This is a genomic window from Methyloversatilis discipulorum (assembly GCF_018780585.1).
Classification (GTDB): Bacteria; Pseudomonadota; Gammaproteobacteria; order Burkholderiales; family Rhodocyclaceae; genus Methyloversatilis; species Methyloversatilis discipulorum_B.
This window is the reverse complement of the sequence record NZ_JADMJL010000016.1, coordinates 184,103-199,454: the sequence shown is the minus strand read 5'-3', so window position 1 is coordinate 199,454 and position 15,352 is coordinate 184,103. Positions and strand designations below refer to the sequence as shown.

Here is a 15,352-nt window from a genome sequence, read left to right as displayed (position 1 = left end):
TCAGGCGTAGGTGTCGATGATGTTCTGACTGGAGGGCGCGGGCTGCGGTGTCGGCAGCGCCTGCAGCAGTTGCGCCGCGTTCGACGCCTGGATGTCCAGCGCCTTTCTGAGCACCAGGGTGCCGGCAGCGTCGGCCACCTTCTGCTGCGACATCGCGGTGGCGGCACTGGCGATTGCGGAAACGTCCATGTGATTCCTCCTGCGCCGACGACCGGCGCGCAGACAGTCTTAACGACCCGCAGCGCGCCGGCTTGAACGCGGACCGATCGCCGCCGCTCCTCGCATCACTCGGCGGCGTCGGCGTCCGCCACGATCATGCCCGCGGCCACCGTGTTGTAGGTGCTGTCGTCGATGACGACGAAAGCGCCGGTCGAGCGGTTCAGCGCATAGGGATCGGCAAACACCGGCTGCGCCAGCTTGAAGCGCACGCGCGCGATGTCGTTCATGACGAGCCGTTCCGCGGGCATGCGCTCCAGTGTGTTCACGTCCATCCGATGATCGATGCCCACCAGCTTCGCCCTGACTTCACGCGTCGTATGGCGGATCAGGTAGGTGCGGGCGCGGTCCATCGGCAGATCCGACAGCCAGCACAGATCGGCAGTGATCTGGCGCAGCACGCGCGGCGGCTTCTCGGGCGCCACGATCATGTCGCCGCGCGACACGTCGATGTCGTCGTCGAGCACGAGCGCGACCGACTGTTCGGCGCCGGCGTGCAGAAGCGCGTCGCCGCCGATCTCGATGGCCCGAACCGTGGTGCTCAGGCCGGACGGCAGCACGCTCACCGCATCGCCGATCGCGATGCGGCCGGCCTCCACCCGACCCATGAAGCCACGGTAGTCGTGCAGCAGGGGATTCGCCGCGTCCTGCGGCCGGCACACCCACTGCACCGGAAAGCGGAACGGGTGCGCGTGCGGCGCCGCCGCTGCCGGCGCGCTTTCCAGCATCTCCATCAACGTGGGCCCGTCGTACCAGTAGAGGTGCTCGCCACGGTCGACCACCATGTCGCCGCGCAGGGCGGACATCGGCACGAACCGCACCTGCTCGATGCCGGCACCGGCCGCGAACGCGAGGAAGTCGTCGCGGATGCGCTCGAACACCGGCTGTGCGAAGTCGACCAGATCCATCTTGTTCACCGCCACCATCAGCTGCGGAATGCCGAGCAGCGCCGCCAGCTGCGCATGGCGACGGGTCTGCGTCAGCACGCCGCGGCGCGCGTCGATCAGGATGATGGCGAGATCGGCGGTCGAGGCTGCGGTGACCATGTTGCGCGTGTACTGCTCGTGCCCCGGCGCGTCAGCGATGATGAACTTGCGCCGACCCGACGAGAAATAGCGGTAGGCCACATCGATGGTGATGCCCTGCTCGCGCTCGGCCTGCAGGCCGTCGGTCAGCAGCGACAGGTCGATCGCTTCCATGCCGCGCCGTGCCGACGTGCGCTCGATCGCCTGCAGCGTGTCGGCGAGGATGGCCCGGCTGTCGTGCAGCAGGCGGCCGATCAGCGTGCTCTTGCCGTCGTCCACGCTGCCGCAGGTCAGGAAACGCAGCAGGCCCTTGTCTTCAGGTGTACTCATATGCGCTCCTCGATGACCGGTCGCAGCGCGGCCGGTGCTCAGAAATAGCCTTCACGCTTGCGCTGTTCCATCGACGCGTCGCCGGTCTGATCGTCCAGTCGCGTCGCGCCACGTTCGGTCAGGTCGGTACTGGCGGTTTCGATCACGATGCGCGCGACGGTGTCGGCGTCCGATTCGACCGGCGCCGTGCAGGAAATGTCGCCGACGGTGCGGAAACGCACCCGCCGTAAGACGACCTGCTCACCCGGCCGCGGCAGGCTGGTCAGTTCGCCGCTGGCCAGCGGCACGTTCACCGGCACCGGCAGGCCGTTGCGCAGCACCACCTCGCGCTCATGCGCGAAATAGATGGACGGCAAGGCCAGCCGCTCGCGCTCTATGTATTGCCAGACGTCGAGCTCGGTCCAGTTCGAGATCGGAAAAGCGCGCACGTTCTCGCCCACATGGGTGCGGGCGTTGTAGAGGTTCCACAGTTCGGGGCGCTGGTTCTTCGGATCCCACTGCCCGAACTCGTCGCGGAAACTCATGATGCGTTCCTTGGCGCGCGCCTTCTCCTCGTCGCGCCGCGCGCCGCCGATGCAGCCGTCGAAGCCGAACTCCTCGATCGCTTCGAGCAGCGTGACCGACTGGTGCCGGTTGCGCGATTCGTCGGCGTGCTTGAGTACGACCGAACCGCGGTGGATCGAATCCTCGACCGAGCGCACGATGAGCCGCTCACCCAGTTCGGCGGCGCGACGGTCGCGGAACTCGATCACCTCGCGGTAGTTGTGGCCGGTGTCGATGTGCAGCAGCGGGAACGGAAAGCGTCCGGGCCGGAAGGCCTTCTCGGCGATGCGCAGCAGGCAGACCGAGTCCTTGCCGCCGGAGAACAGCAGCGCCGGGCGGGCGCACTGGCCCGCCACCTCCCGCATGATGTGGATGGCTTCGGCCTCCAGCCAGTCCAGATGCGACAGCCGGGCGTCGTCGCGGAGCGTGGGCAGGGGTGCATTCATGACAGGAACCTCACTGGACGGAAACGGCGGACGGTGCGGACGCCTCGGACGCCGCGCCGCACGAGATGAAGGGGAGCGAGTGCCACTGACCGCCTGCGTAGCGCAGCATCCGGGCGCCGTCGAAGCGCCACAGATGCAGCCAGCCGTTGTCGACCAGCTGACGCACCACGGCATGCTTGTCGAGCACGCGTTCGATGGCCGCCGCCGGCGCGTCGATGGCGACGGTCAGGCGCACCGGTTCGTGCACCCAGCGTTCGCCGTCGTGCAGTGACTGCCGCGACAGGCCGATGCGCAGATCGCCGCCGTTGCCTTCGAACACGCCGATGCGCCCGCCAACCACGTTGTGCAGCAGCTTGTTGCCGCTGCCGAAGTGCGCGGGCGCGCAGGTCGAGGCGTGGTACTGCCAGTTGATCCAGTGCGTCACCAGCATCGGCGCCGTCATCAGCAGTTCGAGCAGACTGCCGTCGACATCGCGCGCGCTGTCGTAGTCGTGCAGGAAGGTGCGCCCGCCGAGCACGGTCGCTTCGCTGCGCGCACGCGGCGCAATGATGAAGGCGGCATTGCCGGCGAGACCCCACTCCGGCCGCGTCTGCGCGCCATCGTTGGCACGGCGGCGCAAGCGCTCGAGCAGCACGCCGTGACCGGCGCGCGGATCCAGGCCGAGGCTGGCAGCACGCTCGCGCCTGACCTGGTCGCCGGCCTGAGCGAACACCGGCGCCAGACGTTCCCAGCGCATGCGGGCGTCGGCCGGCAACAGGTCGAGATCGAAACCTTCTATCTCGTCGGTCGTCGTGTTGTGCAGTCCGGCGACGAAAGCCGTGTGCGCTGGAATGTCGATACCGCGCTGCGCCAGTGCCGCACGCAAACCGGCGTCATTGAGCAGGCGTGCCAGCGCACGGGCATTCACCTCGCCGGTCTGTCCGCAGCAGGCGCCGCAATCGAGCGCCGCAGCGTGCGCGTTGTTGGCGCTCTGGCTGCCGTGACCGATCAGCAGCACCAGCGGCGCAAGTTCTCGCTGCAGTCCCATCGCCCGCAGCACGCGCTCCGCCAGCGCAACCCGTGCGTCGGGCTCCAACCCGTCCAGGGTCGGACGGCACAGTGCCCGATAGCGCGACGGCAGACCGTCGAGGTCGTCCCGAAGACGTGCCTCGCGTGACGGATGCAGCCAGCGCGCCAGCTTGCCGACATAGCCGACGCCGGCCGCTTCGACGAAGGAGAAAGCCGCGCCCGGCCAACGACTCGCCGACCGCCAGGAGCGCCGACCCGCGAACTGACGCTGGCGCGCCGCGACCGCCTCGGCGTCGAGCGGATCGCCGTCGCCGCCCCTGTCGATGCGGTCTGTTACCTCGATCACCGGGGCCAGCAGACCGGGCAGTTGCGGACGGCGGGCGGCGGTGGCAAACGGCGTGTAGGCGATGGGCAGACCGAAGAAGCCGGCAAAGCCGAGCGTGCGGATGCCGGGCCATGCCGCTTCGAGCGCCCGACGCATCGGCTCGCTGCGCACGTCGATACAGAAGGCTGCCTGGACTTCAGGCATCGTCGTCGGTGCGGCCAGCGCTTGCGGACTGCTGGCGCTGGCCAGCCGCTGCGCCAGATCGCGCTGGTAGGCGGCGTCGAGCGCCGATTGCCATATTTCATCGATGCGCAGCAGATCGCTGGCGCGGGCGAGGGTCGCCGGCGCCTCGGCCCAGGCCGCCTGCACTGCGACAAAGGAGCGCCCGGCCGACTGGTCGCAGCGGCCTTCGAGCAGCAGCGCGCCCCAGGCCAGCCGGATGGCCAGCAGATCCCGCAGGTGCGGGTCCGCACCGCCACGCTGCGCGGCTTCCCAACCGAGATAGGCACACCACGATGCCCAGCCATTCACCGTCAGCAGCACCGCTTCGAGGTAGTCGGCCCAGACCTGCTCCGGCAGGCCCAGACGCTGCAGCACCCAGCGCTCGGCCTCGACGCGGTCGACCGGCAGCGCGTGCAGCCGCCGGCTCAGATCGGGCAGACCCATCAGCACGCCGATGCCGTGGTCGTGGCTCAGCGTGTCGCGCCAGAAGGCATACAGCCCGCCGCCGCGCTCCGGCTGCCAATCGGCCTGGTGCTCGTCGAAATAGGCGGCGCAGGTCTGGCTGACCTGATGGGTAATGGCCTGCCGCCAGGACAGCCGCTGGTGGCGCGCCGGGTCGTCGTCGAGCACGTCGATCAGCAACGGCAGCCGGGGTAGTTCGGGTGCCAGGTCGAGGGCGGCGACGCAAGTGGCGGCGTCCAGTCCGTCTGTCGTGCCCGGCGGCAGCGAGGCCAATGCAGCCGCCAGGTCGGCGTGGGTAATGCGACCGCTGCGCCAGGCCTGCCTGAGAAGGTCGCGCGACGGGAATACCGGGATACCGGCCAGCACCGCCATCCGTGCCGCGACGGTGCGGACGCTGTGACCGATGCGCGACCAGTGCGGATTGACGGCAATCGCCCGGTCCAGCGGCCAGGCTGGCGCGATCGCCGCACAGGCGGCGGAACAGGCGGCATCGATACGGCGCTGCAGCAGGTCGTCATGCGCTGCATCGATCGTTGCGACGAGGTCGCAGGGCGGCTGCGCGGGGCCGGCTTCGGGGGTGGTGATCTGCATCATCTTCTCCAGGCGATCGAATCAGGGCTGTGTCGGGACCAGGCTGGCGTCGCCGGTGCGCGGTGCGGCGACCGGCGGAATCCAGCGGGTCGGCCACAGCGTCAGCGCGAGGCGGGTATAGAACTCATCGACGTAGAAGCCGGCGTAACTCAGACGGCGCCAGGCGGACAGCCACTGCGGCCGGGTCTGCAGCACCGCCATCCAGCCATACAGCAGCGTCATCCCGGACAGCGTGACGAGGCCGGCGACCTCGTCGGGCCGGTCGTTCAGTCCGAGCGGCAGGCGATGCGCGATACCAGCGGCCAGCGTCAATCCGGCCACGGCGACGAGGCCGGTGATGCCCTGCCAGAACGCACCGCGCGTGCGCTCGGTGGCAGCCGGCAACCACAGCAGCGGCGCCCAGGCCAGTGCCAGCACCAGCGTCCACCACTGCGGCCAGTGCGCACCCACGAGCCACGCTGTCGCCAGTACGGCTGCACCCGTGACGAGCGGCGCCAGCAGCAGGCTGGGCAGCGCGGCACGCTGTTCGCCCAGCATCATGCGCAGCCGCGTATCCCGGACGACGCCGGAGGCGGCGAGAAAGGCGTGCGCCTTGTAGAGCGAGTGGCCGATCAGGTGCAGCGCTGCGAACATGTACAGGCCGAGGCCGCATTCGAGCACCATGAAGCCCATCTGCGCCACGGTGGACCACGCCAGCCTGACCTTGATGCTCACCCGCGTCAGCATGACCATGCCGGCCAGCAGCGCGGTCGCCAGACCGGCGATCACCAGCAGCCAGCGCGCAGCGGGCACCGCATCGAGCAGTGGCGAGAAGCGGATCAGCACGACGCCGCCCAGATTGACGACGCCGGCGTGCAGCAGGGCCGACACCGGGGTCGGCGCCTCCATCACCTGGATGATCCAGCCGTGCGCCGGCAGCAGTGCGGTACGCAGGATGACGGCGATGGCGACGCACAGCGCGCTCGCCTGCAGCGCCATCGATGCGCCGTGCGCGTCCAGATGCCGCCACAGTTCCGACAGCGAACCGCTGCCCACCTCGTTCCAGGCCAGCGCCGCAGCGACGATCAGCAGGACGTCGGCGAGGCGGTCGGCCAGGTTCTTCTTGTGCGCCGCCAGCAGCGCGAACGGGCGGTCACCGTAGAAGCACAGCAGGCGCTGCAGCGCGACACCGACCAGCGTCCAGGCGCCGATCAGCAGAACCCAGTGGTCGGCGATCAGCATCAGGTGCACCGCGACCAGTACGCCCGACAGCGCCGCCACGTAGCGGCGCTGCCCGGCCTCGCCCTGCAGATAGCGCGACGAGAACACGCCGATTACGGTACCCACCGCCTGCACCAGAATGGCCATCGCCGCGGTGAACGGGCCGAGCGCGATCCAGCCGTCGAGGCGCGGCCCGGGCAGACCGGGCGCCAGCCACATCAGCAGCGGCGTCGCCAGCGACGCGAGCAGCGCAACCACGGACAGTTGCGTGAAGCGGCGCCACAAGCGCGCACCGTCGTGAGCGGGCAGACGGCTCAGTAATAGCGGCAGGGACATCAGCAGGGCGGGCAGCAGCGCGCCGGCCCCCGACTTCAGACTGTATGGATCCATTCCACATCTCCTCGATAGCACTGGCATCGATGATGTGGCGCAGCAACCGTTCTGTAAAATACAATGAAAAGAATATTTCGTTATTTATAATAGAACAATGAATCTCGAACAGCTCAACTTCCATCACCTGCTCTACTTCTGGCGCGTCGCCCGGACCGGCCACCTGACGCGCGCGGCGCAGGAACTGCACGTGTCACAGTCGGCGCTGTCGGCGCAGATCCGGCAGCTCGAAGAACGTCTCGGTGAGCCGCTGTTCGAGCGCAGCGGAAGAAGCCTGATACTTACCCACACCGGGCAGATGGTGATGTCCTACGCCGAGGACATCTTCGGATTGGGACAGGAAATGCTGGGCCGGCTGCAGGGCCGCGCCGACGGGATGATCCGGCTGCGGGTCGGCAGCGTCGCCACACTGTCGCGCAACTACCAGGAGAACTGGATACGGCCGCTGCTGACCGATCCGACGGTCGTTCTGACGCTCGAATCGGGCCAGCTCGACGGACTGATCGACCGATTGATCACGCATCAGCTCGACGTCGTACTCGCCAACGAAGCGGTCGCTGCCGACGCGAACCACCCGCTCCACTGCCGCTTCCTCGGCAGCCAGGAAATCTGTCTGGTCGGCCCTGCCGCCCGCGGCCGGACCAAGGCGATGCGCCTGCCGGACGATCTCGACGGCGTTGACGTCGCGCTGCCCGGTCCGCGCCACGCGCTGCGCGCGCAGTTCGACGCCCTGTGCATGGCGGCCGGCGTCCGCCCGCGGCTGCGCGCAGAGGTCGACGACATGGCCATGCTGCGCCTGATCGCCCGCGACAGCGGCTGGCTCACCGTGCTGCCCGAGGTGGTCGTGCAGGACGAACTGCGCACCGGCGCGCTGGTGATGCTGGGCCGCTCGGCCGAACTGCGGGAGCACTTCTACGCCATCACGACCGCCCACCGTCACCGCATCGAGCGGCTGGAAAGCCTTCTCGCGGGATCCAGCCCGCCGCCCGAACAGCCGGCCGGCGGCCGATGAGGTCAGGCGCGCCGCCATCCATTACCATCCTGTTGCAACTGCAACACGCCGCAACGGCTGTCGCACAGACGATTGACACGCCGGCGTGATGATCCGCAATGCACCGTACCGTCTCGCGGTGCCGGAAAGGTGATCGATCATGAATTCGCAGAGGGCAGCGGCCGCCGCACTGGCACTCGGACTGCTCGCGACCAGCAACGCGTGGGCGGACCGCGGCCACCGCCACGGTCATCGTCACGGACGCACCCACGTCGACATCGGCGTGGGCTTCGTCTTCGGGTCGGGCCACTACCGCCCCTGGTACGGCCCGTCGCCCTTCTACTACCCCCCGCCCTACTACTACGGTCCAGCCTACTATCCGCCGGTGGTGATCGAGCGCGCGCCGCCGGTCTATGTCGAACGCGATCCGCAGCCGGTCGCCCCGGCGCCTTCGATGTCGCCCCCGCCTCCGCCGCCGAGCACCTGGTATTACTGCGCATCGGTCGACGGCTACTACCCCTATGTCACGGAATGCCCGGAAGGCTGGCAGAGCGTGGCGGCTCAACCGCCGCGATGAGGTGCGGGCGATGAACAGTCCTCACCGGGCAGCACTTGCCGCACTGACGCTCACCCTGCTTGCCGGCTGCGCGACGACGCCCAGCGGTCCGAGCGTGATGGCACTGCCGGGCAGTGGCAAGAGCTTCGACCAGTTCCGTCACGACGATGCGCTGTGCCGCGAATACGCGCGCGAACAGACCGGCGGAACCGATGCCGACGAAGCGGCCCGCGACGCAGGCGTGCGCAGCGCAGCAGTCGGTACCGCGGTCGGCGCCGCTGCCGGTGCGTTGATCGGAGGCCGTGAAGGTGCCGGCGTCGGAGCCGGCACAGGACTGCTGATGGGTGGCGCGATCGGCAGCGAGGCGGCACAGAGTTCGGCCCGCGGTACGCAGCGCAGCTACGACCAGGCCTACATCCAGTGCATGTACGCCAAGGGCCAGCGCGTACCGACCTCCGGCCGCTTCGCCGACCGCGGCACCGGCGCCTCGAAACCCGCACCGGCGCCCGCGCCAGCACTGCCGGGACGGGCGAATGCGCCCTATCCGCCGCCGCCACCGGGGCATCAGCCGCCCGCAGCGTCGGCACCGCCCACTGCGGCGCAGTCCGGGCGCGGCAACTGGTACTACTGCGCGTCGGCACGCGAGTACTACCCCTATGTCAGAACCTGCCGGGAAGGATGGCAGGTGGTCGAAGCCAGTCCGCCGCCAGCGGCTCGCTGACCGCGTTCAAGCGGCACGACGCTGCGTGCCCGCAATAACGAAAAAGGCCGGCTGAACGCCGGCCTTTTCAATGCGCGCCGAAGAACTTAACGACGGCGTGCGGCGAAACCGACCAGCGCCAGCCCCGCCAGCATCAGTGCGTAGGCTTCCGGCTCCGGCACGACGGCCACGCCGCTGAAGCTCATTTCCGATACCGAGTAGGCGCTGTCGCCACCCATCGCGTAGATGCGCGCGTAGCGGGCGGCCACCGACGGGAAGTCGATGGTGGCCTGATACTCGGCGTTACCGGCGACGCTGGAAATGATTTCGCTGCCGAAATTGGATTGGCCTTCGAAAGCGAGATTGGTGAACAGCGTGTTCCAGTTCAGGCCGTCGGTCGACACCTGCACCTGGTAGAAGTCATTGTGATCGACGCCGAGCAGCACATCGGTCAGCGTGTAGAGCTGGCCGAAATCGAGCGTGAAGGTGGCGCCGGATGCGCCTTCCTGGCCCGACCACGATACGGCGGCGACGGTGTAGAGCGTCAGTTCGGGTGCCACGTAACCGTCGGCGAGGATGGACAGGTCGACGCCGTCGATCGAATAGCTGCCGGTGGCGGAGGCGTTGGTCGGCGTGATCGGGGCGGCGGCCCAGGCAGAAGATGCGGCCAGCAGGGAGGCGGCGACAAGCAGGGACTTCATCGGGGTGTCCTTATCGGTGAATTGCGTCCGCCACCTTGAAGCAAGACATGCACCACGCGAACAAGCCATTGATTCGAATCGGATTCACCACACATCCAGCGCCCTGATGTCAAAACCGCCGACATCGGTGGCGCTCAGCCCATGGCGGGTTCGGGCGGCCGCACCAGCATCGCCACGGCCTGGGCCGCGATGCCTTCGCCGCGACCGGTGTAGCCCAGCTTTTCCGAGGTCTTGCCCTTCACGTTCACCGCATGCGGCGGAATACCGCAGTCGGCCGCGATATTCGCCACCATCTGCGCGGCGTGCGGCGTGATCTTCGGGCGCTCGCAGATGACGGTGGCGTCGATGTTGCCGATCAGCCAGCCGGTGCCGTGCACCTTCTTCACCGCCTCGCGCAGCAGCACCCGGCTGTCGGCGCCGGCATAGGCGGCGTCGGTGTCCGGAAACAGGCGGCCGATGTCGCCCAGACCGGCGGCACCGAGCAGTGCGTCGGTGATGGCGTGCAGCAGCACGTCGGCGTCGGAGTGCCCGAGCAGGCCCTTTTCGTGCGGAATGTCGACGCCACCGATGATGCATCTGCGGCCCTCGACCAGCTTGTGCACGTCGAAGCCCTGGCCGATGCGGAAGGGCAGCGGCGATGCGCCGAGCAGCGGATTCATGCGACGTTCCCCCGTGTCTGCAGGATCAGTTCGGCCAGCTTCATGTCTTCCGGCCAGGTCACTTTCAGATTGGCCGCACCGGCGGCAACCAGGCGCGGCTTGAGGCCGACGGCTTCGATGGCCGACGCTTCGTCGGTCACGTCGGTGCAGCGGTCGAGCGCGTCGTGCAGCGTGGCCAGCCGGAACATCTGCGGCGTCTGCGCCTGCCACATCGCGTCGCGCGGCACCGTCGCCTCGACCCGGTCGGTGGCGTCGGCACGCTTCAGCGTGTCGGCCACCTTCTGCGCCAGCAGGCCGCCGACCGGGTCATCGGCCAGCGTGTCGATCAGCGTATCCAGCATGTTGGCGGACAGACAGGGACGCGCCGCGTCATGCACCAGCACCCAGTCATCCGGCCGCGCCCAGCCGGCGATTTCCCACAGTCCGTTGCGCACCGACACCGCGCGGCTCGGCCCGCCGCAATGCACCGGCATCAGCTTGGGACAGAGCGCCGACCAGTCGAAGCCCTGCCAGTAAAGGTCTTCCGGCGCCAGTACGACCACCACGCGGTCGATGCGCGGGTGAGCGCACAGCGTGGCCAGCGCGTGGCGGATCAGCGGCTGACCGGCCAGCAGCAGGTACTGCTTCGGCATCTGCGCGCCGAAACGGCTGCCGCTGCCAGCGGCCGGGACCAGGGCGATGTGGCGCGGCATAGGGACTCAACTCCTGCACTGACGCGTTTCGAAGCCGCTCGCCGCCCGCCGGGCCGCCCCAAGGGCGAGCGACGCCCCCTTGGGGGGCAGCGAACAAAGTGAGCGTGGGGGCATCACGCCAGCCAGCGACAGAGATCGCGCTTCATGTCCTCCACCGACTCCAGCCCGATGGCCAGCCGGATCAGGCTGTCGCGGATGCCGGAGGCGTCGCGCGCTTCCTGCGAAATGCGGCCGTGCGTGGTCGTTGCCGGGTGGGTGATGGTGGTCTTGGTGTCGCCGAGGTTGGCGGTGATCGACAGCATGCGGGTCGAGTCGATCAGCTTCCACGCCTCTTCGCGACCGCCCTTCACCTCGAAAGCCACCACCGCGCCGCCGCTCTTCTGCTGGCGCATCGCGATTTCGTGCTGCGGGTGCGACGGCAGGCCCGGGTAGAACACGCGCGCCACCCAGGGCTGCGCCTCCAGCCAGCGCGCCAGTTCGAGTGCATTGGCCGACTGCGCCTGCATGCGGATGGACAGCGTTTCCAGCCCCTTCAGGATGACCCACGCGTTGAACGGCGACAGCGTCGGGCCGGCGGTGCGCAGGAAGCGCAGCACCTCGTCCATTTCCGCCTTGCGCCCGCACACCGCGCCGCCGAGCACGCGGCCCTGACCGTCGAGGTATTTGGTCGCCGAGTGGATGACGATGTCGGCACCCAGTTCGATCGGCTTCTGCAGCGCCGGCGAACAGAAACAGTTGTCGACTGCCAGCAGCGCGCCCGCCGAGTGTGCGACTTCGGCCACCGCGGCGATGTCGATCACTTCGGTCAGCGGGTTGGACGGCGTTTCGATGAAGAAGAGCTTGGTATTCGGCTGCACCGCGGCGCGGTAGGCCGCGATATTGGTCGCCTCGACCAGCGTGGTGCTGACGCCGAACTTCTCGAAGTAGGTCGCGAACAGCTGCTGGGTCGAACCGAAGATGCCGCGCGACGCGATGATGTGGTCGCCGCTCTTCAGCAGCGCCATCAGCGTCGACAGGATGGCCGACATGCCGGAACTGGTGGCGATGCAGGCCTCGGCGCCTTCCAGTGCCGCCAGGCGGTCCTGGAACATCGTGACCGTCGGGTTGGTAAAGCGGGCGTAGACATTGCCAGGCGCATTGCCGGAAAAACGGGCGGCAGCCTCGGCCGCCGTGTCGAACACGAAGCTCGAGGTCAGGAACAGGGCTTCGCCGTGTTCGCCGAACTGGCTGCGCTCGATGCCGGCGCGCACGGCGACGGTTTCGGGGTCGTACTGCGCCGGGTCGAAGGGCGCGCGGTCTGTGCTGCTCATGATGTGCTCCATCCGGCCTCGCGGCCGGTCATGCGGAAGTTCGAGAACAAAGCGCGAGGCGGAAACGGAGCACGCAAAAACAAAAAACCCGTTCCGCCTCGGAGGCAAAACGGGTTTCCGCAGATACGTTCGTTTCGCCGCTTTAGCCGTATTTGTCCGGGACCGCCCTCTTTCGACGACGGCCCCGCGCGCCCGCAAGCTGGATTCAAATCGGCGCGTAGTCGGGACATTAGCGCCCGGCCGCTGCAGACGTCAAGCGCCTGCAGCCATCAGGCGTTCTCTTCCGACGCCACCAGATTCAGGTCGAGCTGGCCGCCGTCCTCGTCGGTCTGCTTGGGCGCGCCCTTGCGCTGGCTCTCGACGCCGTCGAGATAGGCGGCGGTCACGTCGCCGGTGATGTAGCAGCCGTCGAAGCAGGACGTTTCGAACTGGTCGATCGACGGGTTGCAGGCGGTGATCGAGGCCTTGAGCATGTCCAGCGTCTGGTAGATCAGTTCGTCGGCACCGATGGCTTCGCGGATTTCGTCGTCGGTGCGGTTCGAGGCGATCAGTTCGTCGCGGGTCGGCATGTCGATGCCGTAGACGTTGGCGAAACGGACCGGGGGTGCGGCGGAGGCGAAGTACACCTTCTGCGCGCCGGCTTCGCGCGCCATCAGCACGATCTCCTGGCTGGTGGTGCCGCGCACGATGGAATCATCGACCAGCAGCACGTTCTTGCCCTTGAATTCCTGGGTGATCGCATTGAGCTTCTGGCGCACCGACTTCCGGCGCACCGCCTGCCCCGGCATGATGAAGGTGCGACCGATATAGCGGTTCTTCACGAAGCCTTCGCGGTAAGGCACGTTCAGCACGCGCGCCAGTTCCATCGCCGACGGGCGGCTGGAATCGGGAATCGGGATGACGGCGTCGATCTGCAGGTCGGCGTGATCGCGCTGTATCTTCTGGGCGAGGAACTCACCCATCTTGACCCGCGACTCGTACACCGACACGCCGTCCATCAGCGAATCCGGCCGCGCCAGATAGACGTACTCGAACAGACAGGGCGCGTAGTTCGGGCGCTCGGCGCACTGCTGCGTCTTGATCGCGCCTTCCGGCGAAATCAGCACCGCTTCGCCCGGCGCGATGTCGCGCAGCAGCTTGAAGCCCAGCGTGTCGAGCGCGACGCTTTCCGAGGCCACCAGCCATTCTGTGCCGTTCGCGGTTTCATGGTTGCCGATCACCAGCGGACGGATGCCGTAGGGGTCGCGGAAAGCCAGCAGGCCGAAGCCGGCAATCATCGCCACCACCGCGTAGGCACCGCGGCAGCGGCGGTGCACGCCGGCCACTGCGCGGAAGATGGTTTCGTGGTCGAAGGTCGGGCGCTCGCGCAGCGCCTGCATCATTTCGTGCGCCAGCACGTTGAGCAGCACTTCCGAATCGCTGGTGGTGTTGATGTGCCGCAGGTCGGTGCGGAACATGTCCAGCTTCAGCTCTTCCGAATTGGTCAGGTTGCCGTTGTGCGCCAGCATGATGCCGAACGGCGAATTCACGTAGAAGGGCTGCGCCTCGGCCGCGTTGTAGGCGGAACCGGCGGTCGGGTAGCGCACGTGGGCGATGCCCCAGTTGCCCTGCAGATTGCGCATGTTGCGCGTGCGGAAGGCGTCGCGCACCAGGCCCGAGCCCTTGTGCATGTGGAACTTCGGCCCCTGCGCGGTGGCGATGCCCGCCGCATCCTGGCCTCGGTGCTGCAGCACGAGCAGACCGTCGTACAGCAGCTGGTTAACGGGAGAGGTGGCTACGACGCCGAGTATTCCGCACATGATGGTCAGGCCTTAAAACGAATCTTTTTCGCCACGGATTCCGGCAGCCAGGGCTTCAACGCGATGGCCGCCGTCTCGAGCGGTGGCGTCAGCGCGGCCGACTTCCACCAGGGCTGCTCAGGTGCCGGGGTGTAGGCCGCGCCGACGACGAGGAACATCAGTATAAGTCCCGCGCGCGCAAGCCCGAACAGCCCGCCCAGCACGCGGTCCGGAATGTCCAGACCGGTGGCATGAATGAGCGAGCGCATGAGCCAGCGCAGCGCGCCGCACAGCAGCAGTACGGCTATGAAGGTGAGGGCGAAACCGGCGACTGCAAGCAGGCCGGGGTCGGAAATGAGACCGGTCAGCCACTGGGCGACGTCGCCGCCGAACTGACGGGCGGCGATGAAGGCGAGCACCCAGGCCGCCAGCGCGATCACTTCGCTCACCAGTCCGCGCATCAGCCCGATCGCCGTGGAGAGGACCACGATGCCGATCAGGCCGTAATCCAGAATCGTCATGAACGCGGCGCGATCATCGACCGCATGCCGGCCGCTTCAAGCTTGCGCTGTGCCGCCTCGGCGGCCGCGCGGCTGGAGAAGGGACCGACCTTGACGCGGGTACGCGTCTGGCCGTCGGCCAGTTGCACGTCCTCGGTAAAGCTGGCGAAGCCCAGTTCCTTGGCACGCGAACGCAGCTTGGCCACATTGGCGGCGTCACTGAACACCCCGAGCTGCAGCGCAAAAGCCGTGCTCTGGCCGTCGAGCAAGGCGGCCGCACGCGCCGCTTCGGTCGGCGTCGGTTCGGGTTTCGCCACCGGTTTGACCGGCTCCGGCTTCGCTTCCGGCTTCGGCGCGGGCTTGGCGGGTTCCGCCGGCGGCGGCTTCGGTGCTTCGGGCTTCACCGCCGGCGCCGGTTTGGGCGCATCGCTTCGGCTGGCCGGCAGCGGCTCGGAATCGGGCGGTGCCGGCGGCGGTGCCGGTTCGGCATCCGGCTGTGCATCGCGCGCCGGCGACGCCAGCGGTGGTGCGGCGTCGCGCGGCGGAATGCGAACCGCGATGTCCTGCGCCGGCGGGCGCGGCTCGTGGTCCATCACGATGGGCAGCACGATGGCCGCGGTCAGCGCCAGCGCGATCGCGCCGAGAAGACGACGGCGCGCACGCTTGCGAAGATCGGTCTGCAGATCTGAATCGGTGGAAGCCACTTC

At 68.1% G+C, this 15,352-nt stretch carries 15 protein-coding genes; 3 read left to right on the top strand and 12 right to left on the bottom strand.

The genetic code is table 11. The annotated features are described in order from the left end of the window. From IV112_RS06980 to IV112_RS06960, 5 genes are all read right to left on the bottom strand, one after another. Complete coding sequence (locus tag IV112_RS06980) at positions 1–189, bottom strand: YjfB family protein (RefSeq protein ID WP_304002208.1); 189 nt, start codon at positions 187–189, stop codon at positions 1–3. A gap of 95 nt (positions 190–284) precedes the next feature. Then, positions 285–1,571: a sulfate adenylyltransferase subunit 1 gene (locus IV112_RS06975; RefSeq protein WP_304002206.1), complete on the bottom strand. Its 1,287-nt coding sequence runs from the start codon at positions 1,569–1,571 to the stop codon at positions 285–287. Positions 1,572–1,609: 38 nt separating this feature from the next. Next, positions 1,610–2,560 carry a sulfate adenylyltransferase subunit CysD gene (gene cysD, locus IV112_RS06970; protein ID WP_304002204.1) on the bottom strand — a complete coding sequence of 317 codons (951 nt, stop codon included), beginning with the start codon at positions 2,558–2,560 and terminating at the stop codon, positions 1,610–1,612. A 10-nt stretch (positions 2,561–2,570) separates the two neighbouring features. Beyond that, positions 2,571–5,171, bottom strand: a complete 2,601-nt coding sequence (locus IV112_RS06965; protein ID WP_304002202.1) for a YbcC family protein — start codon at positions 5,169–5,171, stop codon at positions 2,571–2,573. An 18-nt stretch (positions 5,172–5,189) separates the two neighbouring features. Continuing rightward, positions 5,190–6,758, bottom strand: a complete 1,569-nt coding sequence (locus IV112_RS06960) for an NADH-quinone oxidoreductase subunit L (RefSeq protein WP_304002200.1) — start codon at positions 6,756–6,758, stop codon at positions 5,190–5,192. A 97-nt stretch (positions 6,759–6,855) separates the two neighbouring features. On the opposite strand from IV112_RS06960, the gene IV112_RS06955 reads away from it, so the two are divergent. The 3 genes from IV112_RS06955 to IV112_RS06945 all read left to right on the top strand — a co-directional run bounded on the left by IV112_RS06955 (position 6,856) and on the right by IV112_RS06945 (position 9,026). Continuing rightward, on the top strand, positions 6,856–7,770 hold the full coding sequence (locus tag IV112_RS06955; RefSeq protein ID WP_304002198.1) for a LysR family transcriptional regulator: 915 nt from the start codon (positions 6,856–6,858) through the stop codon (positions 7,768–7,770). A gap of 139 nt (positions 7,771–7,909) precedes the next feature. Then, complete coding sequence (locus tag IV112_RS06950) at positions 7,910–8,326, top strand: hypothetical protein (RefSeq protein WP_296812741.1); 417 nt, start codon at positions 7,910–7,912, stop codon at positions 8,324–8,326. A gap of 10 nt (positions 8,327–8,336) precedes the next feature. Further along, positions 8,337–9,026, top strand: coding sequence for a YMGG-like glycine zipper-containing protein (locus IV112_RS06945; protein WP_304002195.1), 690 nt, complete (start codon positions 8,337–8,339; stop codon positions 9,024–9,026). 86 nt (positions 9,027–9,112) lie between these two features. Here IV112_RS06945 and IV112_RS06940 read toward each other — a convergent pair whose 3' ends face one another. The 7 genes from IV112_RS06940 to IV112_RS06910 form a co-directional block, all read right to left on the bottom strand. After that, positions 9,113–9,706: a discoidin domain-containing protein gene (locus IV112_RS06940; protein WP_304002193.1), complete on the bottom strand. Its 594-nt coding sequence runs from the start codon at positions 9,704–9,706 to the stop codon at positions 9,113–9,115. Positions 9,707–9,840: 134 nt separating this feature from the next. Beyond that, complete coding sequence (gene ispF / locus IV112_RS06935; protein WP_304002191.1) at positions 9,841–10,365, bottom strand: 2-C-methyl-D-erythritol 2,4-cyclodiphosphate synthase; 525 nt, start codon at positions 10,363–10,365, stop codon at positions 9,841–9,843. Next, on the bottom strand, positions 10,362–11,057 hold the full coding sequence (gene ispD / locus IV112_RS06930) for a 2-C-methyl-D-erythritol 4-phosphate cytidylyltransferase (protein WP_304002188.1): 696 nt from the start codon (positions 11,055–11,057) through the stop codon (positions 10,362–10,364). Before ispD ends, ispF begins: the two co-directional genes overlap by 4 nt. Before the next feature lie 113 nt (positions 11,058–11,170). Continuing rightward, positions 11,171–12,379, bottom strand: coding sequence for an O-succinylhomoserine sulfhydrylase (locus IV112_RS06925; protein WP_304002186.1), 1,209 nt, complete (start codon positions 12,377–12,379; stop codon positions 11,171–11,173). A gap of 257 nt (positions 12,380–12,636) precedes the next feature. After that, entirely contained in the window at positions 12,637–14,166 is a 1,530-nt protein-coding gene (gene purF / locus IV112_RS06920) for an amidophosphoribosyltransferase (RefSeq protein WP_304002185.1), read from the bottom strand. 5 nt (positions 14,167–14,171) lie between these two features. Then, complete coding sequence (locus tag IV112_RS06915; RefSeq protein ID WP_304002183.1) at positions 14,172–14,666, bottom strand: CvpA family protein; 495 nt, start codon at positions 14,664–14,666, stop codon at positions 14,172–14,174. Then, a complete protein-coding gene (locus IV112_RS06910; protein WP_304002181.1) occupies positions 14,663–15,349 on the bottom strand; it encodes an SPOR domain-containing protein in 687 nt (228 codons plus the stop codon). Before IV112_RS06910 ends, IV112_RS06915 begins: the two co-directional genes overlap by 4 nt. Positions 15,350–15,352: the final 3 nt, after the last annotated feature.

Excerpts from the sequence above, each read along its gene's own strand:
- IV112_RS06945 (WP_304002195.1), top strand. The coding sequence starts at position 8,337 with ATGAACAGTCCTCACCGGGCAGCACTTGCCGCACTGACGCTCACCCTG.
- purF (WP_304002185.1), bottom strand. The coding sequence starts at position 14,166 with ATGTGCGGAATACTCGGCGTCGTAGCCACCTCTCCCGTTAACCAGCTG.
- IV112_RS06925 (WP_304002186.1), bottom strand. The coding sequence starts at position 12,379 with ATGGAGCACATCATGAGCAGCACAGACCGCGCGCCCTTCGACCCGGCG.
- IV112_RS06980 (WP_304002208.1), bottom strand. The coding sequence starts at position 189 with ATGGACGTTTCCGCAATCGCCAGTGCCGCCACCGCGATGTCGCAGCAG.
- ispD (WP_304002188.1), bottom strand. The coding sequence starts at position 11,057 with ATGCCGCGCCACATCGCCCTGGTCCCGGCCGCTGGCAGCGGCAGCCGT.
- cysD (WP_304002204.1), bottom strand. The coding sequence starts at position 2,560 with ATGAATGCACCCCTGCCCACGCTCCGCGACGACGCCCGGCTGTCGCAT.
- IV112_RS06940 (WP_304002193.1), bottom strand. The coding sequence starts at position 9,706 with ATGAAGTCCCTGCTTGTCGCCGCCTCCCTGCTGGCCGCATCTTCTGCC.
- IV112_RS06960 (WP_304002200.1), bottom strand. The coding sequence starts at position 6,758 with ATGGATCCATACAGTCTGAAGTCGGGGGCCGGCGCGCTGCTGCCCGCC.
- IV112_RS06955 (WP_304002198.1), top strand. The coding sequence starts at position 6,856 with ATGAATCTCGAACAGCTCAACTTCCATCACCTGCTCTACTTCTGGCGC.
- IV112_RS06975 (WP_304002206.1), bottom strand. The coding sequence starts at position 1,571 with ATGAGTACACCTGAAGACAAGGGCCTGCTGCGTTTCCTGACCTGCGGC.
- IV112_RS06915 (WP_304002183.1), bottom strand. The coding sequence starts at position 14,666 with ATGACGATTCTGGATTACGGCCTGATCGGCATCGTGGTCCTCTCCACG.
- ispF (WP_304002191.1), bottom strand. The coding sequence starts at position 10,365 with ATGAATCCGCTGCTCGGCGCATCGCCGCTGCCCTTCCGCATCGGCCAG.
- IV112_RS06950 (WP_296812741.1), top strand. The coding sequence starts at position 7,910 with ATGAATTCGCAGAGGGCAGCGGCCGCCGCACTGGCACTCGGACTGCTC.
- IV112_RS06965 (WP_304002202.1), bottom strand. The coding sequence starts at position 5,171 with ATGATGCAGATCACCACCCCCGAAGCCGGCCCCGCGCAGCCGCCCTGC.